At 55.8% G+C, this 24891-nt stretch carries 22 protein-coding genes; 10 read left to right on the top strand and 12 right to left on the bottom strand.

What is annotated here, in order from left to right; genetic code table 11:
- Position 1 precedes the first annotated feature (1 nt).
- The 5 genes from ACQZ51_RS07500 to ACQZ51_RS07480 all read right to left on the bottom strand — a co-directional run bounded on the left by ACQZ51_RS07500 (position 2) and on the right by ACQZ51_RS07480 (position 4952).
- The gene (locus ACQZ51_RS07500; protein WP_448776248.1) at positions 2-919 is read right to left on the bottom strand and encodes a cation diffusion facilitator family transporter; all 918 of its coding nucleotides are present in this window, start codon (positions 917-919) and stop codon (positions 2-4) included.
- A 134-nt stretch (positions 920-1053) separates the two neighbouring features.
- Positions 1054-1689 carry a LysE family translocator gene (locus ACQZ51_RS07495; protein WP_448776247.1) on the bottom strand — a complete coding sequence of 212 codons (636 nt, stop codon included), beginning with the start codon at positions 1687-1689 and terminating at the stop codon, positions 1054-1056.
- Positions 1690-1725: 36 nt separating this feature from the next.
- Complete coding sequence (locus tag ACQZ51_RS07490) at positions 1726-2427, bottom strand: TIGR02117 family protein (RefSeq protein ID WP_448776246.1); 702 nt, start codon at positions 2425-2427, stop codon at positions 1726-1728.
- Positions 2428-2496: 69 nt separating this feature from the next.
- Entirely contained in the window at positions 2497-4686 is a 2190-nt protein-coding gene (locus tag ACQZ51_RS07485; protein WP_448776245.1) for an anthranilate synthase, read from the bottom strand.
- 104 nt (positions 4687-4790) lie between these two features.
- A complete protein-coding gene (locus ACQZ51_RS07480; RefSeq protein ID WP_448776244.1) occupies positions 4791-4952 on the bottom strand; it encodes a hypothetical protein in 162 nt (53 codons plus the stop codon).
- Between ACQZ51_RS07480 and ACQZ51_RS07475 the strand changes: the two genes are divergently transcribed.
- The gene (locus ACQZ51_RS07475) at positions 4953-5804 is read left to right on the top strand and encodes an extensin-like domain-containing protein (RefSeq protein WP_448776243.1); all 852 of its coding nucleotides are present in this window, start codon (positions 4953-4955) and stop codon (positions 5802-5804) included.
- Positions 5805-5856: 52 nt separating this feature from the next.
- Here the strand turns inward: ACQZ51_RS07475 and ACQZ51_RS07470 are convergent, their stop codons facing one another.
- Complete coding sequence (locus tag ACQZ51_RS07470; RefSeq protein ID WP_448776242.1) at positions 5857-8109, bottom strand: TonB-dependent hemoglobin/transferrin/lactoferrin family receptor; 2253 nt, start codon at positions 8107-8109, stop codon at positions 5857-5859.
- A gap of 314 nt (positions 8110-8423) precedes the next feature.
- Here ACQZ51_RS07470 and ACQZ51_RS07465 point away from each other — a divergent pair, with 314 nt between their 5' ends.
- Positions 8424-8945, top strand: coding sequence for a TIGR00645 family protein (locus ACQZ51_RS07465; protein WP_448776241.1), 522 nt, complete (start codon positions 8424-8426; stop codon positions 8943-8945).
- Between the two features lie 226 nt (positions 8946-9171).
- Positions 9172-9903: a LuxR C-terminal-related transcriptional regulator gene (locus ACQZ51_RS07460; protein ID WP_448776240.1), complete on the top strand. Its 732-nt coding sequence runs from the start codon at positions 9172-9174 to the stop codon at positions 9901-9903.
- Between the two features lie 31 nt (positions 9904-9934).
- Here ACQZ51_RS07460 and ACQZ51_RS07455 read toward each other — a convergent pair whose 3' ends face one another.
- The 4 genes from ACQZ51_RS07455 to ACQZ51_RS07440 all read right to left on the bottom strand — a co-directional run bounded on the left by ACQZ51_RS07455 (position 9935) and on the right by ACQZ51_RS07440 (position 13608).
- Positions 9935-11125 (bottom strand): DUF2333 family protein, encoded by a 1191-nt coding sequence (locus tag ACQZ51_RS07455; RefSeq protein WP_448776239.1) that lies wholly within the window; start codon positions 11123-11125, stop codon positions 9935-9937.
- Between the two features lie 213 nt (positions 11126-11338).
- Positions 11339-12364 (bottom strand): hypothetical protein, encoded by a 1026-nt coding sequence (locus tag ACQZ51_RS07450; protein ID WP_448776238.1) that lies wholly within the window; start codon positions 12362-12364, stop codon positions 11339-11341.
- 93 nt (positions 12365-12457) lie between these two features.
- Positions 12458-12907: a pseudoazurin gene (locus tag ACQZ51_RS07445; protein ID WP_448776237.1), complete on the bottom strand. Its 450-nt coding sequence runs from the start codon at positions 12905-12907 to the stop codon at positions 12458-12460.
- A 119-nt stretch (positions 12908-13026) separates the two neighbouring features.
- On the bottom strand, positions 13027-13608 hold the full coding sequence (locus ACQZ51_RS07440) for a thymidine kinase (RefSeq protein WP_448776236.1): 582 nt from the start codon (positions 13606-13608) through the stop codon (positions 13027-13029).
- Between the two features lie 197 nt (positions 13609-13805).
- On the opposite strand from ACQZ51_RS07440, the gene ACQZ51_RS07435 reads away from it, so the two are divergent.
- The 4 genes from ACQZ51_RS07435 (at position 13806) to ACQZ51_RS07420 (ending at position 17525) form a co-directional block, all read left to right on the top strand.
- A complete protein-coding gene (locus tag ACQZ51_RS07435; RefSeq protein WP_448776235.1) occupies positions 13806-14765 on the top strand; it encodes a choline ABC transporter substrate-binding protein in 960 nt (319 codons plus the stop codon).
- An 87-nt stretch (positions 14766-14852) separates the two neighbouring features.
- Positions 14853-15704: a choline ABC transporter permease subunit gene (gene choW, locus ACQZ51_RS07430; protein ID WP_192064233.1), complete on the top strand. Its 852-nt coding sequence runs from the start codon at positions 14853-14855 to the stop codon at positions 15702-15704.
- A complete protein-coding gene (choV, locus tag ACQZ51_RS07425) occupies positions 15701-16747 on the top strand; it encodes a choline ABC transporter ATP-binding protein (RefSeq protein WP_448776234.1) in 1047 nt (348 codons plus the stop codon). Before choW ends, choV begins: the two co-directional genes overlap by 4 nt.
- 460 nt (positions 16748-17207) lie before the next feature.
- Positions 17208-17525 (top strand): ArsR/SmtB family transcription factor, encoded by a 318-nt coding sequence (locus ACQZ51_RS07420; RefSeq protein WP_042617358.1) that lies wholly within the window; start codon positions 17208-17210, stop codon positions 17523-17525.
- 109 nt (positions 17526-17634) lie between these two features.
- On the opposite strand, the gene ACQZ51_RS07415 is transcribed toward ACQZ51_RS07420, so the two are convergent.
- Positions 17635-18804 (bottom strand): DUF3095 domain-containing protein, encoded by a 1170-nt coding sequence (locus tag ACQZ51_RS07415; RefSeq protein WP_448776233.1) that lies wholly within the window; start codon positions 18802-18804, stop codon positions 17635-17637.
- A 271-nt stretch (positions 18805-19075) separates the two neighbouring features.
- On the opposite strand from ACQZ51_RS07415, the gene ACQZ51_RS07410 reads away from it, so the two are divergent.
- From ACQZ51_RS07410 to ACQZ51_RS07400, 3 genes are all read left to right on the top strand, one after another.
- On the top strand, positions 19076-20182 hold the full coding sequence (locus ACQZ51_RS07410) for a branched-chain amino acid ABC transporter substrate-binding protein (RefSeq protein ID WP_448776232.1): 1107 nt from the start codon (positions 19076-19078) through the stop codon (positions 20180-20182).
- A 131-nt stretch (positions 20183-20313) separates the two neighbouring features.
- Complete coding sequence (gene ade, locus ACQZ51_RS07405; protein ID WP_448776231.1) at positions 20314-22011, top strand: adenine deaminase; 1698 nt, start codon at positions 20314-20316, stop codon at positions 22009-22011.
- 102 nt (positions 22012-22113) lie between these two features.
- Positions 22114-23064, top strand: coding sequence for an HD-GYP domain-containing protein (locus tag ACQZ51_RS07400; protein WP_448776230.1), 951 nt, complete (start codon positions 22114-22116; stop codon positions 23062-23064).
- 32 nt (positions 23065-23096) lie between these two features.
- Here the strand turns inward: ACQZ51_RS07400 and bglA are convergent, their stop codons facing one another.
- A complete protein-coding gene (gene bglA, locus ACQZ51_RS07395) occupies positions 23097-24764 on the bottom strand; it encodes a beta-galactosidase BglA (protein WP_448776229.1) in 1668 nt (555 codons plus the stop codon).
- Positions 24765-24891: the final 127 nt, after the last annotated feature.

The raw sequence follows: 24891 nt of genomic DNA, 5'->3' as shown, positions 1-24891 counted from the left end.
TTCAAACTCCTGCTTCTTGAAACTCTACCCGAACGCCATGGGCCTGTTCACTTTCAGGCTCCACATGAATGGCGAGGACGGCACCGGGTATCACGCCCTTTATGGCATCTTCAAGCCGGTCGCAAATTTCATGCGCAGCACCCACGGACAAAGCCGAGGGAACGACGACGTGAAAGTCGATGAATGCGACAGCCCCTGCCCGGCGGGTCTTGAGATCATGAACGCCAAGGATGCCAGTCGAGTTCTCCGCAATCGCTTTCTTGATCGCCACGTCTTCTTCCGGTTCCACAGCGCGGTCCATGAGGCCGCCGAGGGAGTGCAGAATGACCTTGGAACCCTGAAACAGGATGTTGATGGCCACGACAATGGCGAGAACCGGATCGAGAATGGCGTAGCCGGTCACGATCGCCAGAACCAGACCGATCAGAACACCACCCGAGGTGACCACATCCGACATGATGTGGTGGCCATCTGCCAGAAGTGCCGGCGACGAATGTGATCTACCCACTCGAATCAGCACTGTTGCCCAGACGCCGTTGAGAACGGCGGCGAAAGCATTGATGGCGAGACCAAGTGCCGGCGCATCCGGCAGGCGCGGCGCCATGAGCCCGCTCCACGCTTCCTTGACGATGAGGAGAGCGGCAACAACGATCAGCACGCCTTCGACCACAGCGGATAGATATTCCGCCTTGTGATGGCCGAACTGGTGATCGTCATCGGCGGGCTTTTGCGCATAGCGGATAACGAAATAGGCGATGAAGGCCGCGACCACATTGACCGTGGATTCCAGACCATCCGACAACAGCGCAACCGAACCCGTGACCCACCAAGCCGATAGCTTCAGGCAGAGCACCGTGATGGAAAAAGGGATGCCCCAGAAAGCGAGATTCCTGACGAGCGCGTGACCCTGTTCGTTCATGACATGTCTCCATGCGGTTGCGAATGAATTGCAGAATTGGACCCCAAAACGCACGAACCGCGCGCACGGATGGCTCCGTGCGCGCGGTTCATTTAAGCGGCTTCTATGATTAAAGCCGTCGCCAGGTCAAGAGATTACACGCGGGTCATTAGCAACTTGATACCGGCAAAGGTAAAAAACAATGCGAGAACCGTTTCAATGTATCGCTTGGAGCGCTGGTAGATACGGATGGCCGGGGCTGTGGAAAAGACAAGCGCATAGCCGCAGAATATCACCATGCCCAGCAAGCCACAGCCGCCGATGATAGCAACCAGCGTCGAGGCGCCTGCACCCGGTTTCAGACCCAGCGACATGATGGCAATCCAGCCGAGAATGGCCTTGGGGTTCGTTAGGTGCAGCAGCAAGCCGCGACGGTAGAGCTGCCAGTATTCGGCACGACCGACTGGTGTTTCATCGACAATGGCTTGCGCAGCCGCTGGTGAGAAAGCTGAACGCGCAGACTTATAGGCGAGATAAAGAAGATAGATGCCGCCTGCGATCTTGATGAAAAACAGCGCGTTTGCATAGGTCGCCAGAACGGCGGAAAGTCCGGTGGCGGTGAGCGCTGCCCAGAACAGCGAACCGGTCATGACGCCCATGGCCAGAACGAGCGCCGGTGCCCGACCACGGCTCATGGCGATGCCCATGATCGTCATGTTGCTGGGACCGGGACTGGCCACGGCGATGATATAGGCAATGTAGACCAGCAATAGCTGGTGAAAGTCGATCATCGTTGGCGCCCCTGTCCAAAGAAATCCAGATTGTGGTCATCGCTGTGCTCTTGTCAACGACGGAGCAGCATCGTTGTGCAACCACAGTGAGGCAGAAAGCAATGGTGGCAAAGGCGTCCACCACCCGGTGCGCATACCGGCTCGCCGAAGTGCCGCCGCCGTCCAGGTGTTGCAGCCGAGCAGAACGTTAAAAGTGCCATTCGCCTCGAAAAACACGTCATATTGTCCGTAGGATTGTCCCATCAGCGGGACTTTCTGGCCTTCGACCTGAGCAAAGCTTCCCAGAATGAACTCGACCATATCGCGATAGCCCTGATCGGATAAGTCGAGCGCCGCGACATGGTCGTCGGTGGGGGAAATCTCACCTGCAAGGGCAATGTGCATGACGGAGCGGTCCAGCGTCAGGCTTTTCAATACCGGCAGCGGCTTCAGATCGGCCCATGTCGGCGTTTGCGTGTAAAACGCCCGCCCGCCCCAGCCGAAAATGAGATACCGCACGCCAGGGTTATCAATATCAAGGCTTGCCTCGCGCAAGAACGCAAAACGCTCGAGAAGCTCGGCATCAACCGGCAGGGCAATATCCGTATGGATGGGGTTGTCGAGAATGAGGATGCGGCGGGAAGGCTGCGCGGCCACAGAGGCGTGGTCTTTGGCAACGGGTGCGGGGACCAGCGTGCCGAGCGCGATGATGCAAAGAATAAGCGTGAATGCGATGCTCAGATATTTGAAGGCCTTCACTCAGCATCACCCACGTGGCTAAAGGGAAACGGCGGCGCTTGAATACGCCGCCGATTGTCTTTGATGCACTCAGGCAGCTTTGGTTTTTGCCTTGCGCACCAGATGCGTCACCACGTTTTCGATCATCCGCATGCCGGCATCGCCGCCGAGCGTCATGATGGATTCCGGGTGGAACTGAACGGCTGCGACCGGCTCCTTGCTGTGCTCGATGCCCATGATCGTGCCATCTTCGCTTTCTGCGGTGATGATGAAATCACGGGGCAGCGTTGCCGGGTCAGCAAAGATCGAGTGATAGCGACCAACGGTGACTTCCTTGCCGAGGCCGGAGAAGACCAGACCGGGTTCCAGCACGCGAATGCGCGATGGCTTACCGTGCATGGGAACGGCCAGCTGTCGAAGTTCGCCGCCATAGGCTTCTGCCAACGCCTGAAGACCGAGGCACACACCGAAGATGGGCAGGTCGCGCGAACGCGCCGCTTTGATGGTCGCCTTGCAATCGAAATCGCTGGGGTTGCCCGGTCCGGGAGACAGGACAACGAGGTCAGGCTGGAAGCGATCAAACACTTCTGCCGCAACCGGAGAGCGCACGGTGGACACCGTGGCACCCGTCTGGCGGAAGTAGTTGGCCAGCGTGTGCACGAAGCTGTCTTCGTGGTCTACCAGCAGGATTTTCACCCCGGTTCCGACCTTTGCCGAATCCCGCTGGGTCGCTGCGGAGTTCTGGCCCTTTGCACCACGAATGGCAGATATCATGGCAGATGCCTTTAGTTCGGTTTCGGCTTCTTCTTCCTGCGGGTTGGAATCGTTGAGCAAGGTGGCCCCTGCCCGCACTTCCGCAATGCCATCCTTGATGCGAATGGTGCGCAACGTCATGCCCGTATTCATATCGCCGTTAAAGCCGACCATGCCGATGGCGCCGCCGTACCAGACGCGCGAGCTCTTCTCATGGGCTTCGATGAAGCGCATGGCCCAGAGCTTTGGCGCACCGGTGACGGTTACTGCCCATGCGTGGGACAGGAAGCCATCAAACGCATCCATATCGTCGCGCAGGCGGCCTTCAATGTGGTCAACCGTGTGGATGAGACGGGAGTACATCTCGATCTGGCGGCGACCAATGACCTTCACCGAGCCCGGTTCGCACACGCGGCTCTTGTCGTTGCGGTCAACGTCGGAGCACATGGTCAGCTCTGACTCGTCCTTCTTGGAATTGAGCAACTTGAGGATTTGCTCGCTATCGGCAATCGGATCTTCGCCACGCTTGATGGTGCCTGAAATCGGGCACGTCTCGATGCGGCGACCGGAAACGCGCACAAACATTTCAGGCGAAGCACCAACCAGATATTCCTGATGGCCTAGATTGATGAAGAAGGAGTAAGGCGACGGATTGATCGCTTTCAGGCGGCGCGAAATGGCCGAAGGATTGCTTTCGCAACGCTCCATGAATTTCTGGCCGGGCACAACCTCGAACAGATCGCCACGACGGAAGCTTTCCTTGGCCTTCGTCACCAGCTGCGCATATTCGCCGGGGTGGTGATCACCGCGCGGCGGAATGGTGTCTGTTTTGACGAATGGCTCTGGAGCAATATCCTGAGGCTTGCCAAAGGTGGTGACGCCATCCTTTTCGAAATCGTAACGGTCGATCCAGGCCTTTGCGGAATGGTGATCCACCACGAGGATTTCATCGGGCAGAAACAGAACCATATCGCGCTGATCTTCCGGACGTTCCAGCGAAAGCTTGATGGCATCGAACTGGAAAGCCAGATCGTAACCAAAAGCCCCGAACAGCCCGATGGCCGAATCGGCGCTGGAATAGAACAGGTCCACGATGGCGCGGAGGGCCGTAAATACGGTGGGGATTTTCGAGCGCTCTTCTTCCGTAAACACCCGGTCCGGCTCGTTGACGACGAGGTCTAGACGGCGGGCGGTGGAGGCCCCAAGCGTCAGATCCGGCGTGGCCTTCAGCTTCTCGGTGATGAACGACAAGAGCGCTTCGCCACGGCCATTATAGGCTTCGATCCACATCATGCGGCCAAAGCAGGAAATGCCGAGCGGCGGGTCGATGATGGCGGTATCCCAACGGGTATAGCGACCGGGATATTCATAGTTTGACGAAAAGACCGCACCACGGCGCTCATCCAGCCCCGACACATAGCTGTCGATGGCGGTTGCGTAATCAGCCGGACGGCGGTTGCGCGTCACCTTCACACCGCCTCTGGTCTCGTATGTTTCCGACCCATCATCCTGAATAATCGTTACCATCTCTTCCGCTTCCCGTTTCTAAAGCCCGATGAGAGGGCGGCATAAAACAAAAAAGCCGCCTGAAAACTTCGGGCGGCTTGGACTTAGTCTAAGGACATGGGTGCTCAAGGCCGCGTAAAGCTGCCCCACCACCAGATAGCAATGTTCTTCGACTGTGTGTTCATGAGCAAATTGTTAGCGGCAACGGTGCGCGATGGCAAGCGGATTTGAACCGAAAGCATGTTGAAGCGTTGAGCCTGTGCCGCAACGGGGGACTGATCGGTCACATGCTTTTCCGCCTTATGATAATCGCAGCCAGTGGGCTTCTGATCTCTGCCTCGCAACCGCCGCAGGATGTGCCGGTTCCCCAGCCCAAACCGGAGCAGCAGGACGCAGCGCCCGCACCTGCCCCGTCTCCTGCAGAGAAGAAAGCAGAGGAAACACCGGTTTCGCCACCTGCAGAAAACACCGTGCCGAAGCCGGAGGAAAAACCGGAACCAGCCGCAAAGCCGGATGAGCCGAAGAACGAAGAAGAGAAAAAGCCTGAAGAGCCGCCACGCGATCCGGTAAAGGCAGAAAATCCCGAAGAGCTCAAATCCTGCATCGCAGAACTGAAAGAGCTGGGTGCGCAATTCAAGGAACTTCCGCCGATCCCGGGTGAAGAGGAAGGCTGCGGCATCGCTTCGCCGCTCGAACTCTCCGTGGTTATACCCGGCATCAAACTGGAGCCGGAAGGCACGATGCGCTGCGAAGCTGCCCTTGCGCTCTCGCGATGGGCAAAGAACGTTGTGGTCCCCACGGCGAAAATGGCTTTGCCAGACAGTAACGTCACCGCTTTTGGCAACGCCTCGACCTATGTCTGCCGCAACCGTAACAGTGCGTCAGCTGGAAAGATTTCCGAACATGCCAAGGGCAGTGCCGTAGACATTGCGACAATCACTTTCGACAAGGGTGAACCGCTTGTCATGAAGCCGCGTGACGAAGACGGCACCATGGAAGGCGCATTCCAGCGCACAATCACCACCGCCGCATGCCTCTTCTTCCGCACCGTTCTCTCTCCCGGCAGCGACGCCACCCACCAGGACCACCTCCATATGGATGTGCTGGAGCGCAAAGGCGGGTACTTATATTGTCGTTAAATGGAAAAGGCGGAGCCGGAGCCCCGCCATTTCTTGACCTAGGGCATTACGATCAGAATTTCTGCGTGAGAGAAATTTTGAATGAACGACCGGGTTCGCTGTAAAACGCAACGGGTTGGTTGGCTGTCGTTACTCCACTCGTACTCACATCGCGTGTTCCGACGGCATTCCAGTAGGTCTTATCGAAAATATTATAGACCCCTGCCTGGATACGAAGCCCCTTGGTCTGTTCAGGCTCCCACCAGGCCGTCAGGTTGGTGACACCGTAACCAGGTGCGTCGAATGTCTGATAGGTCGCCCCGGTGATTGTCGTGGCAACGCCGTCTTCTCTCATGCCGGCTGACAGAATAGTGGAGAGGTCGAGACCCCACTGTTCCTGCTCGTAGCCTACACCCAGAATAGACTTGAATGGCGCCACAGTACGGATGAACTCACCCGTATCGCTGTCCTTGCCATAGGAATAGGCAAGCGAGCCGTGCAGGAAGATTCCGTTGGCGAAATCCTTACGCGCGCTGATTTCCACGCCCGAAATCTCAACCTTGTCGCGGTTTCTCCAGGTATACAACGTCGTAGGTTGACCAGCGGCAGTGTTGCCGGGTGTTCCAAATGCGTCGATGAAGTTGGAATAAATATTGTGAAACGCGGTGATCTTGCCGGTCAGATTATCGCCCTGATAGCTGGCTCCCAGTTCAAAGCCCTGCGATGTCTCAGGCTTCAGATTGGGATTGCCGATATTGGCGTAGAACGTTCCATTTGTGAAGTTGACGTAGAGTTCGTTCACAGTCGGCGGGCGGTAACCCATCGACCATTGGCCAAACAATTCTACTTCGGGTGTCAGGTCATATGTGGCCAAAAGCTTAGGCGAAAGGCGAACACCGTCTTGCCCTTCCGGTAGTCCGAAAACGCCCGATCCTGTGTTGCTGCTAAACCCTGACGATGCCTTTGGATCGTAATCATACCAATCGAACCGCATGCCGGGCGTTAGCGCAAAACCACTATCGCCAAAACCTATACGGTCATCCAGATACAGCCCAAGCCGCTTTCCATCGACATTTGGAATGTCAGACTGCGAAACGACGGTTGTAGACGGTACAACTGTCAAGAATTGCTCTGTTTGCGAAAACTGGAGATTACCCCCGAACCGAACTTCATGGTTCAGATTGCCGGTGGTGAACTCGGAAACAGCGCTTCCCGTCAAACCGACAGAGCGTTCTTCCATTTCATTGTAGCGGCCATAATCGCTGCCGTTGTTACGCGTGCCGTAAGATCCGGCATCCTTGATAAGTCGCTGCCAATACAGCGACATTCGCGCACTATCAACCAAAGCATCGGTAGACGGGGCTTCATATTCATAGTCCAGCGATACACGTTCGCGGCGGGTATCGTCATACCCCCAGTAGTCGCCCACACGATTGTTGGTTGCGCCGGTGAAGGACTGAAGTGTTTTCAGGTCGGAGCTGCTGTCGAGATTGAAGCGTTCGGCCGTCACACCGACGCGGTGGCCGCCTTCGAGGTCTTGACGAATTTTGAAAAGCAGATTGTACTGATCATAATCAGAAGGGTTGGCTTTGGTGCGATTGGCGCCAATGATATCGTCGGCGCCTTGGTTTTTACGCTCGTCGCCCTTTTTATACCCGCCCTGAAACATAACCGACGTGTTTTGTATCTTCTTCGCAACAGCGACAGAACCGCCGAAACTTCTGTCTTCGCTGTCATAGGTCAGCTTCGCCACACCGCCCCAATCGCGTCCTTCCGTTATCAGATCCTCAGGCTCAAACGTGCGCAACACAAGTGCGCCACCCAGCGCACCCGGACCGATGCGGCTTGAATCTGCGCCGCGCACAACGTCGACACGGGAAAGCGAAGAGAAGTCGTAACTGTTGTTGGTGTCACTCATGGACGTAGTCGCAACACCAGCGCGCGGGTAGTTTTCAAAATAGGGTACAGGGATATCATCGATCAGCGTCGTAACGCGTGCTCCGCCAAGACCTCTGATAAACAAACCACCGGGTTTACCTGGCTTTGATTCAATCAATTCGACACCAGGTTCTGTGGTGTTGCCGAGGTCGCGGGCGTTGTTAATTTCCTTCTTACGAAGAACGTCTGCAGTCGTCCTACTTGCCAGCGGTGTATTGGCAGTAACATCGCCCGCCTTCACACGTTTGCCCTTGACCGTGATGCGCTCTAGAACGGTTGTGCCGTTGCTCTGAGCGGTTCCCTCCTGAGCATGACCTGCCGAATTACTGGAAATGAGCGCCATAGCTGTGCAAACCAGCAAGGCTGATTGAGAACCGCGGATCGTCATTGGAACCCCCTGAATGCGAGCACACGAAAGCGCGCGGCAACGCGAGGTGCCGTCGCAATGTGGCTTGATAAATACCCTTAAATTTTCACGGCCCAGCCGTGTTTCGAGACCTATAAAACATGACTATTAGAGTCAATTATTAAAACATGATATTTTTCATCATGTATCTCAGGGTGCGTGAATGTTGCAGAAACATCACGCCTGCATTCGCGTGGGGCACGGTTTGACAGCGACCTTGAACCTTTCTGGGAGACGGCCTAGATCAGAGCGAGAAACGCGATTGTTCACCCCTTAAACCAATCTGGAAAGATCTGATGAAATCTCTGGAGCTGCTCGTTGAACGCATCATATTGTCCAGTCGATGGCTTCTCGTCGTGTTTTACCTCGGCCTAGTGGCAGCACTTGCCGTGTATGCTATTTCCTTCGGGTTCAAGTTTCTGAAGATCGCAGGGAACGTGTTCATCTACACGGATGCAGAGATGATTCTGGCCATGCTGGCGCTGATTGACGCCGCGCTGGTGGCAAGCCTCATCGTGATGGTGATGATCTCCGGCTACGAGAACTTCGTCAGCCGGTTTGACGAAGGAGAGGACAAGGTTTCGTTCCTCGGCAAGCTGGATGCGGGAAGCCTCAAGATCAAGGTTGCATCATCCATCGTCGCCATCTCTTCTATCCACCTCTTGCAGATTTTTCTGAATGCCAACCAGTATTCAGACAGCAAACTGATGTGGTTTACGATTATCCATCTCGCATTTGTAGTCTCTGCGGTGATGCTCGGCTATCTTGAACAGTTGATGTCCAAGACAAAGAGCGTCAAAGACAAGTCGGATGTGTAAGGTCAAAAAGACATTATTAGAGGTTTATTCGAATCCTAAAGAAAAAATCGCGGCGCATCCTGTAGTGATGTGCGCCGCAGCAATGCAAAGCGACGCCAGGATTTTTTACGAAGTCATTTGAATTAAAACAATTCGGAATAATGTCATGAACAAGGAACCAAGCTTGAAATAAAGAGTGGAATTTTTGGCTGATTTGTATATTTGTCACCGTTAACATAGTAATTTTATGAACGAAAACATTATGATCGCGCTCGAACGGCAATCACTGATTGGTAGAGAGTTATCGGCGGCAGAGAGCCGCCCGCGTTGGTTGCAAGTTCTTCAAAGCGCAGCGAAGGAATTTGGATACACTTATGCGAGTTTGATGCGCATACCACGCCCTGGCGAGGATTTTCTCGCGATAATACTTGTAGAAACGTCTCTCCCCATGCGGTTCATCCGGGAATATGACCGGATGCTTCTGCTCCGTTATTGTCCGATATTGCCCAAGGTGGCAACGTCCATGGTTCCGCAATCGTGGAACGTTAAAGACCTCGATGCGAGCCATCCGGGAGTGAACCGGATCACCGACTTTCTCAGTCAGACTGACGTTACAAACGGGATATTCGTTCCAACGAACTCGGTGGCCGGAGACAGGCATCTGGTGCGTTTCGATGGGAGTTGCGAAGAACCGTCTCAGGCCGCGAAAAATGAGATCGGAATGATCGCCATTCACGCGTTCGACGCCTATGAGCAATTGTGCAAGGCGGAAATGGCAGCGCCCCGCAAGCTGACAAAGCGTGAGCTTGAGGTGATCCACTGGACGTCTCAGGGCAAGACATCAGCCGAGATTGGGCAGATTCTCTCGCTTTCCGATCACACCATCAATGCCTATCTGAACAATGCGATCCGCAAGCTTGATTGCGTCAACCGCACACAACTTGTCGCCAAGTCGATCCGGCTCAAGTTGATCAGCTGACGCCCCCTCGACGGAAGCGCCAGCTTAACCCTTACCGGTCCAGAACAGACCGGAGCTCGACGAGGTTCGAGCGCACTCTCAGCACATAAAAGCCCATCGTCGCCAAGTGTGATGGCATGATCCAGCCGCTTTCATCGCCATTCGAGATCATGAATGGTTGAATACGCAGCGCGGCGCGCGTTTGCAGCAGCGTATCATTCCACAGGCTCGTCAGGTTGCGCTCACGGATAACCTGAGAAAAATCGGCCCCGGCAGCGGAAAGAATGCCGTAATAGCCGTAAAGCTGGCCATAAGCGAACCAGAAGCGATCATCGGCGCGCGTATCGAACCAGCCTCCATTGTAGTTTTCTGAACGCTCACGAAGGATCGCGGACGTACCACCAATATCGTTGGCAATGCGATCAATGAACTGGATGAGGTTATCGGCGCGGCCATCGAATACGGAATTGCACTGCGAAAGACTGACATTGAACTTGCGCAGGCTTTCAGCCGCAGACCGGTAGTAGCTCGGGCTAGGCGTCTTGGGGCCGAATGGGTTCAGGCCGAAATACCAGGAATATTCGTCAAACTGAAGATTGCCGCGGGCGCTCTGCAAGTTGGCGTCAATGCCGGATGTACCACGAACGCGACCAATCGAATCGACCAGCTCGACCGAAGTCCGGCGGACAGCCTGGTTGACGCCACGTTGGAACGACGCCTTGTTATCCAGAAACGGAGTGCTGTCCCAATCCATTCCGAAAAGACCGAGACGGTATAGTAACATGGAAGAAATCCACGCATTCTGGTCGACATTATAGTCGATCAGATCCGCTGACATATCGACAATCGCGGAACTCTGGCAGCTTCTCGCCTGTGCAACAACGGGCGCCGGCGCGGTGGCAGAGGCAGGAGTTTCAGAGGTTGCGGCCGGAGCTGAAGCTGGGCCGACCGCTGCTGCCGGCAGCTCTTGGCCTGCGGCCAGCGTCCGCTCCGAAAATTTGTAATTGTTGACGTAATCAGGGTTGAAGTTGGTCCAGACCTGCGTCTGCCAGATGAAATACCCATAGAGACCAACGAGGAAGACAAGCGCTGCGGCAATCGGCACTTTTATGAAACCCTGGCGGTTTCCATACCAGCCACTCACAGCGCGGAACGGCCAGAAAAGCCATGCGATCACAACAGATGCACCTCTCCCAAGCGCTGCGAAAATGCGCTTGAAAAACGCGATGACCGGATCGAGCATTGTTGAACTCTCCTTAGCGCATGGCCCGGACCCAGTTGGCGACCCGAAAGACCTTATGCCCAGTTTGACCAAGCTGGAGCATTACAACCATTGAGGTGGCCTGAAAAGCTCCAGTACGACAACCATGACGATCCAAACCAGATCGACCATCCTTCACATATGGTGCCGAAAGCCATGATACAACGGAACCACAAGCGTTTTTCCTAACCAGATTTATTGGGCACCCGCTTTTGCTGCATTGGACTTGCGTAAAGACAGCGCCTGATCGGCCCGAGCCTTGCGTTTCTCGATGTCCTGCATGGTCACAGTGCCCTGCGTGTGCAGCATTAGCAAAGACAGAAAAGCGCCAAGCGGTATCGCATCAGGCTCATCTTCGGCTTTCGAGGAATGCGGGCGCGCATTCGCCAACAGCGGCTCCAGCGTTCCGTAAACGGCATCATACAGTTGAATGCATCGCTCCGCTTCAACAGAAATCTTGTTGATGGCGAGTGTGAAGACAACGATGAGGTCGTTCAGCATATCTATCAGATCGGCCAGCAGTACGGCCTGGCGATCCAGAATCTGATGGGCATCAGCCAGCTTCTCGCGCTCGAGCAGAACTTCCGCATGGCGTGTACCAGCCTCCTCTTCCTCTGCCCTCAACGCTTGCTGGCGATCCTCGTCGCTGGCATTGGTGATCTTGCGTCTCACCGTGCCGATAAGGGCTGCCAACTCCCTGTCGCGCTGCCGCGCCTCATCTATTTCGGAAACAATGCCGCGACGCTTTTCCATGCTGGACAGGACTTGCGGCTCGCACGACAGGACCAGCGGCGAGAATCGCTTTTTCGCGTCATCGATCAGGACGTGTCCGGTCGCAGCCTCCAGCAGCAGGATCCGCAAACTCTCGGCAATATCAAGCTTTCTCGTGCGGATGACCTTGAAGGATGGCGCTTCCCTCCGTCTGAAGAATGCCATGAAGGCTTGAAAGCCGCCCACTTCGTCAACAGCGTCGAAAGCAGCATAAGCACGGTCGGTACGCACTGAGATATCGTGAATGAGAGCCAGAAGAGCGGCTTCGAAGACCTCAATCATGGCGCGCAGCTGTGCCAGTTGCGCAGTCTCATTTTCGTATACGCCATTTGAAGATGCTTCAGGGACGACACGCAGAGCGGCTGCAAGCTGCACGGAAAGGGCGTGCACTCGCTCCGCATCGCCTTTAGCCTTTTCTATCAGGCTATCAAAAGGCGGCAATTTTCCCATAAGTGGTCGTCTCCCGAATCGGTTGGCGCGCAAGAGCGCCGCTCATATCAATATGCGCGACCTTTTCTCAATGCGGGAGATGAAAACAGCCAATCAAAGATTAAGCTTGGCAATCTCTGCATCCAGCACGTCGCGAGCCTTCTTCGGCAACTTTCCGGCCTTGACGGCATCCAGATTGGCGGGTGCATCGCCGACCACTACGAGCGCTACCATGCCCATGCCCATATGCGGCGTGCACTTGAAGACATAAGCCCCTTCTTTTTCAAGCGTGACCTTCAGGGCCTCATTCATCTTGCCCTTGGACTCCTCGGCACCGTCGGGAATCATGCCCTTAATCGCCGCTGCATCATGGCCCTTGTCGACAGGCACGAAGGTGATGACATCCCCGATGTTTGCCTTGACGGCTGCCGGTTCAAACACCATCGCCTTGCCGTCAGCGCCCTTGTTGAGCATCTTGATTTCGATCTCGGCAGAGATGGCAGGGACGGTCAGAAATCCGGCAAGGGCGATACCGGTCAAAAGGCGCAAAACAGTGTTTGTCATGAGGCTAACTCCAGTGCGAAACCGCAACAATGCGGTCTCTTCGTCACCGGTCCTATCCCTGCGCGCCGCTGCGGTCCTTGACCAAAATCAAATGGGCCAATCTGTCGCAGAGCGGGATTTCATTCCCCCTTCACGGCCTCAACCCAGTGGCGACGGCAGAAGGAGACGTATTTCTCATTGCCGCCAACATCGATCTGCGCGCCTTCCTTCACCACCTTGCCGTTGGAATCGAAGCGCGCCACCATAGAGGCCTTGCGCCCGCAATGGCAGATCGTGCGGATTTCGCGCAGCTCATCGGCAATCGCAAGAAGCTCCTTGGATGCCGGAAAAAGCTTGCCCTGGAAATCGGTGCGCAGACCATAGGCCATGACCGGCACGCCAAGAGTGTCTGCAATGGCGGCCAGCTGCCAGACGTGGTGTTCCGACAAAAAATTCGCCTCGTCAATGAACACGCAGGCCACAGGCTCTTGCGCGTGGAGCGCCTTCACCATCTCGAAGATATCTGTCCTGTCATCGAACACCAGAGCATCGGAAGACAGGCCAATGCGCGACGCCACCTTGCCGAAGCCCGCGCGATTATCGAATGCAGCGGTAAAGATCACCGTGCGCATGCCGCGCTCATGATAATTATAAGACGCCTGCAAGAGCATGGTGGATTTTCCGGCATTCATTGCCGCATAGTTGAAATAGAGCTTCGCCATCTTGCCCTCCAGGCCGTGTTGGCGTCTTTTGCAGGCTGGAGCAGCCAAAGGGCAAGACCATGGCGACAATAAACACAGGTTTTGCCGCAACCCAAAAGTGCAGCGTATTTTTCGCCGTGTCGCAAACCCGCGTGAGTTGATTGTGCTTCGAAGATATTGATAATGACAAGGGAACTTAAAAAAACAGGGAGTAAGCAATGCTTGCAAAAAATCACCGCTGTCTGGTCCTCGCCGCAGCAGTTTCTGCAATGGCACTCTTCACCACAAGCGCCTCCGCGGCAGAACCGGCCAGTTGTGGAACTGTTCGCTTCTCGGATGTGGGCTGGACAGATATCACCGCCACCACCGCTACGGCCTCCGTCATTCTCAAAAGCCTCGGCTACGAGACCGACGTGAAGCTCCTCTCGGTCCCGGTGACATACACCTCCCTGAAAAACAAGGATATCGACGTTTTCCTCGGCAACTGGATGCCGACGATGGAAGGCGATATCAAGGTCTATCGTGACGACAAATCCGTAGAGACGGTGCGCGAAAACCTGACCGGTGCGAAGTACACGCTTGCGACAAATGCCAAAGGCGCAGAACTCGGCATCAAGGATTTCAAGGATATCGCGACCCACAGCGATGCCCTGAGCGGCAAGATCTACGGCATCGAGCCCGGCAATGATGGCAACCGCCTGATCCTCGGCATGGTGGAAAAGGACACGTTCGGCCTCAAGAGCTTCGACGTTGTTGAATCATCGGAACAGGGCATGCTGGCGCAGGTTGCACGCGCTGAAAAGTCTGGCGATGCAATCGTCTTTCTCGGCTGGGAACCGCACCCTATGAACGCGAATTTCAAGCTGACCTATCTCACCGGCGGTGACGATGTCTTCGGCCCCAATCTCGGCGGCGCCACCATCTACACCAATGTCCGCGCAGGTTATCTGCAAGAGTGCCCCAATGTTGGTACCTTCCTGAAAAATCTGGCATTTACATTGCCCATGGAAAACGAGATCATGGGCAAGATCCTGAATGATGGCGCAGAAGGTGAAGCGGCTGCGACCGAATGGCTTAAAGCCAATCCGTCCGCTATCGAGCCATGGCTTGCAGGCGTTAAGACCAAGGACGGCAGTGCCGATGCCCTGCCCGCTGCGAAAAAGACCCTCGGCCTTTAGCCGTTGACGTCAGTGCCTTGAACCCGTCTTCCGGCGTTACAGCCGGAAGACGATCATGACTCCGTTCACGAAAGGTCTGCTCTTACCGTGGAATGGCTCAGCGCTTCTCAAAACCGTTTACCGATCGGTCGATATGCCAAAGAGGCTGTGGACTGGTTGACCACAAATCTCTCTTTTTTCTTCGATTGGTTATCCTTCATTTTCGAAAGCGTCATTGACGCTCTGCTTTATCTGCTCCAGGCACCCCATCCGCTCATCATCGTGGCGTTGCTCACAGCGCTTTCAGCCTGGATGCGCCGCTCCATCGGCATGCCGCTGTTTACGGCCCTGGGACTACTGCTCATCATCAATCTGGGGTACTGGAAGGCAACCACCGAAACCCTGGCTCTCGTCATTGCCGCCAGTGTGACCTGCATGGTGCTTGGCATTCCGCTTGGCATATTCGCCGCACGGCGCAAATGGGCCTATTCCATCATGCGCCCCGCTCTCGATTTAATGCAGACTATTCCGACCTTCGTGTATCTCATTCCTGCTCTGGTCCTTTTCGGGCTGGGAATGGTGCCCGGCTTGATCGCAACGGTCATTTTCGCCCTGCCCGCACCCATTCGTCTGACCAGGCTTGGCATTATCTCCACCCCGCCTGCACTTGTCGAAGCGGCCGTCGCCTTCGGCGCGACACCATCGCAAGTGCTTCGCAAGGTGGAACTGCCCTTCGCCACACCGCAAATCATGGCCGGACTGACGCAAACCATCATGCTGTCTCTGTCAATGGTGGTCATTTCCGCGCTGGTCGGTGCCAATGGCCTTGGCGTTCCGGTGGTGCGTGCGCTCAATACCGTCAATATCGCCATGGGGTTCGAGGCAGGCCTCTGTATCGTGATCGTCGCGATCATACTGGACCGCCTGTTCCGCTTACCTGGCTCGGAGGATGAGGCATGAGTGACGCTATCATATTTGATCGGGTTGATATCGTCTTCGGAGACAATCCGGCAAAGGCACTCGCAATGCTGGATGTGGGGAAAACCAGAGCCGAAATCAACGAAGAAACCGGCCTCGTGCTGGGCGTTGCCAATGCGTCGCTAGCGGTGAAGGAAGGCGAAATACTCGTGTTGATGGGGCTATCAGGCTCTGGAAAATCAACACTTCTGCGCGCCGTCAACCAACTGGCGCCCGTTGTACGCGGCAACGTCAGCGTCAAAACACCTGAGGGCTATATCGACCCCTACCAGACATCGAAAAAATCACTGCGTGATTTGCGAATGCACACGGTGTCCATGGTTTTTCAGCAATTCGGGCTGCTACCATGGCGCAACGTGGCCGACAATGTCGGCTTTGGACTGGAGCTGGCGGGCCTGCCGGAAGCCCAGCGCAAAAAACGCGTGGCCGAACAGCTGGAACTCGTCAATCTGTCCGACTGGGCAGACCGCAAGGTGGGGGAACTGTCCGGCGGCATGCAACAGCGCGTGGGGCTGGCGCGCGCTTTCGCAACAGGCGCACCGATCTTGCTGATGGATGAGCCGTTTTCGGCACTTGATCCCCTCATCCGCCACCGGTTGCAGGATGAGCTTCTGGAATTCCAGAGCCGCCTCAAAAAGACGATCCTGTTCGTCAGCCATGATCTGGACGAGGCTTTCCGCATCGGCAACCGCATCGCCATGATGGAAGGTGGGCACATCATCCAATGCGGCACGCCGCAAGATATCGTCAGGAACCCATCCAACAGCTACGTGGCGGAGTTCGTGCAGAACATGAACCCAATCTCCATGCTGACTGCGGAAGACGTGATGCGAAGAGGCGTGACAGCAGAAAATGCCGGGCTATCCGTCAGCGGCACGGCCCGCCCCACCTCGCCGCTTGTCGACATTCTCGATGCGATGGCAAGACAGCCCGGCGCGATTGGTATCGTCGACAATGGCGTGGTGGTCGGCACTGTCACCTCGGATGATGTCGTTCGTGGATTGACGCTTCACCGGCGAAAATAAATCTACCGATGCCGGTCAAATAACTCCGTGGCCAGCCCGGCCACGGCTCTGCACAGGCGTGATGTCGTCGCGGATGAGTGTCCGAAACGGATTTGTAAGACCGATTTTCAATGACTTCAAATTAAGGTGGGAGAATTTGGGCGCGCGTTAGCATTTGTAAACCAATCCGCACCCGCCGAAGTTTTGAAAACGCAAAAATGAAATACCCACGCAGCCGCAAAACTGTAAAAAATAACCCGCAAGAATGGGTTGAAACGAGATAAAGTAGAACATTCGACTATTTTCGGTCAATAACAAGCAAAAATAATGGAATGTGAAATTTCTCTAATGAAGCAGAGGCTTTACCCTAGATTTAGGTATATACAACGATCTGGCCGAATTGGTACAATCCGGGCATATAACGTTTCGTTTTGCCAATGAGGCAGCCGCGGGGGCGGGTTCACTCAGGAGAAGTGAGAATATGAATACAGAAACTCTTTCAGAACAATCGACTGCAGCAGCGGGTCTCCTTTCCGCCATGGCCAATCCCAAGCGGCTGATGATTCTGTGCAGTCTCGTTGAAGGTGAAGTTCCAGTCGGCGTTCTTGCAACGCAGGTTGGCCTGAGCCAGTCAGCGCTTTCCCAGCACCTGTCCAAACTGCGCGCACAGCGCCTGGTGAAGACACGCCGCGACGCGCAGACGATCTACTATTCCAGCACTTCGGATTCGGTGAAGAAGATTCTCGCTACACTCGAGGGAATCTACTGCGCACCGAGCGCAGAAAAGACCGCTGCTTGAATGATGGAGCAAGCACCCTGTGCTGAACGGCTTCATTAAAGCCGACAGCGCGGGTAACAGCGAACAAAGCGCCATGTGTCCTCCAGCCGCATGGCGCTTCTTCACATAACTATTGCAATGCCTGTATCTGAGCCTTCAAGTTGGCCGCGGCATAAGCATAGCCACCCTCACCGCCATCGACGAAATGCATATGATCCTTGGATAGCGGGGATGGAACGATACAGGTCATCAGCGCCGTATCCTGCTCGTGCAAACCGTAAAAACAGATACCCTCACGCGCCGCACCCTCCAGCCTGGCCCGTATCTTTTTCAAACTGTCGACATCCACATCCACGGTCATTTTCAGGCCGTCATCGAATTTGCGGAAATCCGTATTGCTGGCGACCGATCGCTTGTATTGCACAGGATCGAACCGTCCCACCGTTTTCCGAAACCGGTACAGAACGGTGATGATTGCTGTCTGAAAAAGCACCCAGGAAAGCTTGCGGACCTGCGAAATCCGGTCGCGGTAATTGGAAAGCGCTTTTGCCTCCAGAAACAGCCCCTCTTTGATAAACCCAAGCGGCGGCCCTTCGGCGGGCACCGGATGGCCACCACGCCCATCATCATTGGCCAGTGCTACAATCTCTGCCACCAGATCACGAAATGCCTGACCATCCTGGTTCGGGCCCGGAAGCGCAATGATCGAAACGACTTTGCCTCGGGCCGCTTTGATCGGATCCCAACGGCACGAAAGACCCGTCAGATCAGGGCGCGCACCGGCTTCGGCGGGATGGATCAGATAGAGGCCGTTTTTCATCTGCTCGTCGGCCCAGTGGTTCCCGCCGCCAGAAAACATGGCGTAGGAAACATCGTCGCTGGCTTGCAGCCGGGCCACGCGAACATCAAGTCCCTGCTCGCGAATGGCTGATAGCGGCACGATGGCAGCTCTCAGCGTCAAGCCGATATCATCTGCGACCCATGTCTGTACCCGCGACAGCGCCTCCCGCGCAGCCTCGACCTGCGAGGGCGCAATGGCCACCACAGCACCGTCGCCGCCGAAAATGAAGGGAAGGTCATGCCTCTGCAGGGCGTTCAGAATTCCCGAAATGACGCCAGCACCCGCCATGTTGACGGACTTGTAGCGGCCCGCATCAATCGCGCCGGTGGAATCGGTAATGTCTGCAAGCGCGAGTGCCCAGCCATCTGGCAAGGCACGATACAGCATGGGGTCTGCCACATCCTCAAAATGCAGGAAGACTGGCAGGTTTTGTAAAAACTCTTCGTCGGTCGGCGTCATGCCGGTATTATCCTTCCATAAGCGATGAAAAACCAGCGGCCATTTATATTTCCTGACCCGGCCAGTACTTTGCGCTCACACAGGATTTACGCGCCCGAGAACGCTTTGGATCAAACATGGCTTGCGAAATCGCCTCTGATGCGTATGACGACGGCAGGATGTCGGAAATCAAACATGAGACGACACCAGTCCCGCCCGCCGAAAGAGGTTTGCGCGCTTTAGCGCCGTGCTTGCGGCGGCACATCGGGACCCAACCCAAGGAGAAACTGGAATGACGTTCAAGATTTTATCTGGCCTGACGCTCGTAGCGTCGGTCGCTTTCGCACCGATGGCGCATGCTGAGATCGTAATCGGTCTTATCGCGCCGCTCACAGGCCCTGTTGCAGCCTATGGCGATCAGGTCAAAAAAGGCGCGCAGACCGCCGTTGACGTTATCAACAAGAATGGCGGCATTCTGGGCGAGCAGGTTGTCTTGAAGCTCGCTGATGATGGTGGCGAGCCAAAGCAGGGCGTATCCGCCGCCAACCAACTGGTTGCCGAAGGCATCCGTTTCGTGGTCGGCCCCGTCACATCGGGCGTTGCCATTCCCGCCTCTGATGTGTTTGCGGAAAACGGCGTGCTGATGGTAACGCCAACAGCCACCGCACCTGACCTGACAAACCGCGAATTGTGGAACGTGTTGCGCACCTGCGGCCGTGATGACCAGCAGGCTGAGGTCGCTGGCAAGCTCGTACTGGCACAGTTGAAGGACCGCCGCGTTGCGATCATTCACGACAAGGGTGCATACGGGAAGGGTCTGGCCGATTCCTTCAAGAAAACGCTGAATGAAGGCGGCGTGACAGAGGTGCTGTATGACGCAGTTACAGCAGGCGACAAGGACCTCAGCGCGCTGACGACCCGCCTCAAGTCTGAAAATGTGGATGTTGTCTATTTCGGCGGTTACCACCCTGAAGCGGGCCTTCTGGTTCGCCAGATGAACGATGTCGGCGCCAAGGCAACCGTTATCGGCGGCGATGGCCTGTCTAACTCCGAGTTCTGGAGCATTGGCGGAAACGCCGCTGCGGGCACCATCTTCACGAATGCCGCAGATGCCACCAAGAGCGCCGACTCCAAGGCTGCAGCGGACGCCCTGACAGCAGCAAACATTCCCGCAGAAGCCTTCACGCTGAATGCCTATGCCGCTGTTGAAGTGCTGAAGGCAGGCATTGAAAAGGCTGGCAGCGCGGAAGATGCGGAAGCCGTTGCGAAGGTTCTGAAAGCTGGTGAGCCTGTTGCAACAGCCATCGGCAAGCTGACCTATGGCGAGACAGGCGACCTGACATCGCAGGCTTTCTCGCTCTACAAGTGGGAAAACGGCAAGATCGTTTCTGCCGAGTAAGTTCGCGGATATGACAGATATGACCGGGTGCGGCGACGCGCCCGGTTTTCTTTTATGGCACATCATGGTGGACAAGCCATCGGCTCGTCTGGCTTAATCGTGACCAGCTAAAAATCGAAATGAGGTGAAGCGTGGCATCGACACTTGAACGCAGGATTGACCAGGGAACAGGTCGCGAGAAGGCAGACATCGTTCTCAAGGGCGGCCGCTTTTTTGATCTGGTCACAGGCGAGCTTGTAGCGTCCGATATCGCGATCTGCGGCGACACGATCATCGGCACATGCGAAAGCTACGAGGGTGTCGAAACAATAGACATTACCGGCCAGATCGTCGTGCCAGGCTTTATTGATACACATCTGCACATCGAATCGTCGCTGGTAACACCGCATGAATTCGACCGCTGCGTCCTGCCTTATGGCGTCACCACCGTTATCTGCGATCCGCACGAGATTGCCAATGTGCTCGGCAAAGAGGGAATCCAATTCTTTCTCGATTCCGCGCTGGAAACGATCATGGACATCAGAGTCCAGCTGTCTTCCTGCGTACCTGCCACCCATCTGGAAACATCCGGCGCCGACCTGCCAATCGAAAGCCTGCTGCCTTTCCGCAACCATCCGAAGGTCATCGGCCTTGCCGAGTTCATGAATTTTCCGGGCGTGATCCACAAAGACCCGATCTGCATGGCAAAGCTGGAAGCGTTTCAGGGCCAGCACATTGACGGCCACGCTCCGCTGCTTTCCGGCACGGCGCTGAATGGTTATCTCTCAGCCGGCATTCGCACCGAACATGAATGCACCACCGCCGCAGAAGCGATGGAGAAAATCCGCAAGGGCATGCACATTCTTGTGCGCGAGGGTTCGGTATCCAAGGATCTTCACTCCCTGATGTCCATCATCACCGAGCGCCTGTCGCCCTATCTGGCGCTGTGCACGGATGACCGCAACCCGCTCGATATCGCCGAGCAGGGCCATCTCGATTACATGATCCGCACCGCCATCGGAAGCGGAGTGGAGCCGCTGGCCATCTATCGTGCCGCATCCATTTCAGCCGCAAAGGCATTCGGCCTCAACGATCGTGGTCTCATTGCGCCCGGCTGGCGCGCCGATCTGGTGGTGATTGACAGCTTGCAGAACTGCAAGGCCAACATGGTGTTCTCAGCTGGACGAAAAGTGACCAATGAGCTTTTCGCCACGCGTAAATCTATCGCGCCTGTAGGGCTCGATAGCGTCAAGGCTCGCCCCGTTCTGGCATCGCATTTCGGCGTGCCCGTCACCGACAGTGAGACGTCCGTCATCGGCGTTATGCCGGGCAAAATCATCACCGAGCATCGCCGTTACAAGCTTCCCACGGATGGAAACCAGACGAGCCTTGATCTGGACAATGACATCATCAAGGTCGCGGTCATCGAGCGCCACGGCAAGAACGGCAACCACGCGAACGGCTTCGTGCAAGGCTTTGGGCTGAAAAAGGGCGCAATCGCCTCCACGGTCGGGCATGACAGCCACAATATCTGCGTGGTCGGTGTGAGCGAAGACGACATGGCCTGCGCCGCCAATCGCCTCAGCGATATCAAGGGCGGCTTCGTGGTGGTTGAAGATGGCAAGGTTACGGGTGAAATTTCCCTGCCCGTCGCAGGCCTGATGAGCCTAGAGCCCTATGAGACCGTGCGTGATACGCTGCACGAGCTACGCAAGGCCGCCTATGCTCTCGGGACAACGCTGGAAGAGCCGTTCTTGCAGGTTGCCTTCCTTCCGCTGCCGGTCATTCCGCACCTGAAAATTTCGGATATGGGCATGGTGGATGTGGATCGGTTCGCACTCATTCCATAAAGTACAACCATAACAATATAATCGAAAATACTCATATTGAATTAACGGAGTCGCGCTAGATAACAAGCTTTGATGGATGGAGCTTGAGTATCGGGGCAACACGTGACTGTAACGAAGATCGATAAGTCGCAACTCAAAGTCGGGATGTTCGTTGAAGCCATCGAGGGTGCGTGGCAGGATAGCCCAACCCTCGGGCGGCGCTTCGTTATCCGGTCTGGCGAAGAGATCGATCTGATTTGCAGCACCGAGGGTGGCGGCGTGTTCATCAACACGTCTTTGGGGTGCGCGCCCGCCGGCTGGATCACACCTTCCAGCGAGCGAAACCTGACGAACGCCACCCGACAGGAAAAGCTGGAAGCTGCCGCGAAAATTCAGGGACAGGCAGCATCAGCAAAATCACTGGTCAGCGATATTTGCCAGGGTCGAGCTGTCACCGTACAAGCCTTCAAGCCGTTGGTTGATGATGTTGCGAGAACGATGGAAGAAAATCCATCGCTTTATATTGGCATGTCACGGCTGCGGTCCCGCGATAGCGCAACCTACATGCACTCTGTTGCCGTTGGCGCCCTGCTGCTCCATTTTGGCCGATCTAAGGGCATGGATGAAGAAACGGTCCAGCATCTGTGCATGGCCGGCATGCTGCACGATATCGGCAAGCTTTACATTCCAAAGCACATTCTTCAAAAGCAGACCGTTCTGAACCTGGACGAACGCAAGGTGGTGGAAAAGCACACCAGCCTGGGTCACGAGCTGCTATCCGCAAACACGGATATGCCCCAGCTTGTTCTCGACATCTGTCGCTCTCATCATGAGAGGCTGGATGGCAATGGATATCCCGAGCAGCTTAAAGCTGACGCCATCAGCACCGAAGTGCGCATGAGCACCATCTGTGATGTCTTCGACGCGCTGACCTCCACACGGCCCTACAAGAAGGGCTGGTCATCGCAACAGGCACTCAGCTGGATGATGGGCCGGGACGACCACTTCGATAAAGAGCTCATCTGGCAGTTCGTGCTCAGTCTTGACCCCGAGATGACGAAGGGCCTCTTTTAAGAGGCCCCCAATTCCGGATCGAGGACAGGTGTTCACGCCAAAATCGCGCAGAACACATCCAGCCCATCGAGCTTTACCATGGTCTCGTCGAACAGCGGCTGGAAGCCCGGCATTGTCAGCACTTCATCGATTTTCAGATCGGTCGGAATGAGGAAATCCAACGGCTCCCGCGTGAGGTTGAACACGAAAAGCAGGCGCTCCTGTCCCTTGGCTCGGGTAAAGGCCAGCAGGTCCTGCTGCGTATCCAGAAACACCATGTCGCCATCTCGCAAGGCTGCATGGTTTTTGCGGAATGCCATCACGGCCTTGTAATGGTTCAGCACCGAATCCGGCTTGCGCTCCTGCCCGTCGGCGGCCAGCATGGCGTGCGCATAGGGCACCGGCAGCCACGGTTTTTCCGCAGTCGTGAAGCCAGCGCTAGGCTGTCCCGTTTCCCACACCATCGGCGTCCGGCATCCATCGCGCCCCTTGAAGGCAGGCCAGAACCGTATGCCATAGGGGTCTCGCAGGTCTTCGAATGCAAGCTCGGCCTCGGTCAGCGCCAGTTCTTCCCCCTGATAGAGGCATATGGAGCCGCGCAATGTGGCAAGCACGCTGAAGGCAAGCTTTGCCACGCGCGTCTGCTCCTCGGGCCCTTCGGAAAAGCGGCTGAGATGACGCACGACATCATGGTTGGAGAAGGCCCAGCAGACCCAGCCATCCGTGACGGCCTTTTGAAAACCGCCAACCGCGCCTCGGATATGGTCTGCGGAAAACTCCCCGCCGAGAAGGTCGAAGGTGTAACACATGTTCAGCTTGTCGCCATCGGCGGTGTAGGACGCCACGGTTTTCAGCGACCGGGCACCATCGCCCACCTCGCCCACCGTCATGCGACCCTCATATTGATCGAGTAGCGCACGGAACCGCTTGAGAAAGGCGATGTTCTCGATTTGCGTTTTGTCGTAAACATGGCTCTGCATGCCATAGGGGTTCACATCAGGCGCATCGAGACCAGCGTCGTCGCTATCGGGCGCATGCGGCGGGTTGTTGCGCAAAAGCTTGTCGTGGAAATAGTAGTTCACCGTGTCCAGCCGGAAACCATCCACCCCGCGCTCCAGCCAGAAACGAACGGTTTCCAGCAGTGCATCCTGCACCTCCACATTATGGAAATTGAGATCCGGCTGCGAGGCGAGAAAATTGTGCATGTAATATTGCTTGCGAACGCCATCCCATTCCCATGCTGGCCCGCCAAACACCGACAGCCAGTTGGTGGGTGCCGTTCCATCCGGCTTGGGGTCTGCCCACACATACCAGTCGGCTTTCGGGTTGGTGCGGCTGGCGCGGCTATCCTTGAACCAGGGATGCTGGTCGGACGTGTGGGAAATCACCTGATCGATGATGATCTTCAAACCCAGCCGATGCGCTTCCGAAATCAGCGTGTCGAAATCCGCCAGAGTGCCGAACATGGGGTCGACATTGCAATAATCTGAGACATCATAGCCCATATCCGCCATGGGTGAGGTGAAGAAGGGCGAAAGCCAGATAGCATCCACGCCAAGCGACGCAATGTAGGGCAGCCGTTCCGTCACACCCGCGAGATCACCGAAACCATCGCCTGTCGTATCCTGGAACGAGCGTGGATAGACCTGATAAATTGCCGCTCCCCTCCACCAGTCTCCGTCGTGTGTGGCAGTGTTGGCAGAGGCAATCAGGTCGGCCATGGGCAATCTCCGGTTAAGCTCGTCAAAGCATATAAAGCTAAGGTCTGTTCGTAAACGGCAATCCTGTCAGTTTCAGCCAACAAGTCACTCATATGATGACTTGCCCTTGCAAGCCTGCGGCAAGCAT

This window comes from Agrobacterium sp. CG674 (genome assembly GCF_053521645.1).
The sequence above is the reverse complement of the archived record's forward strand: the minus strand, read 5'-3'. Positions and strand labels throughout refer to the sequence as shown.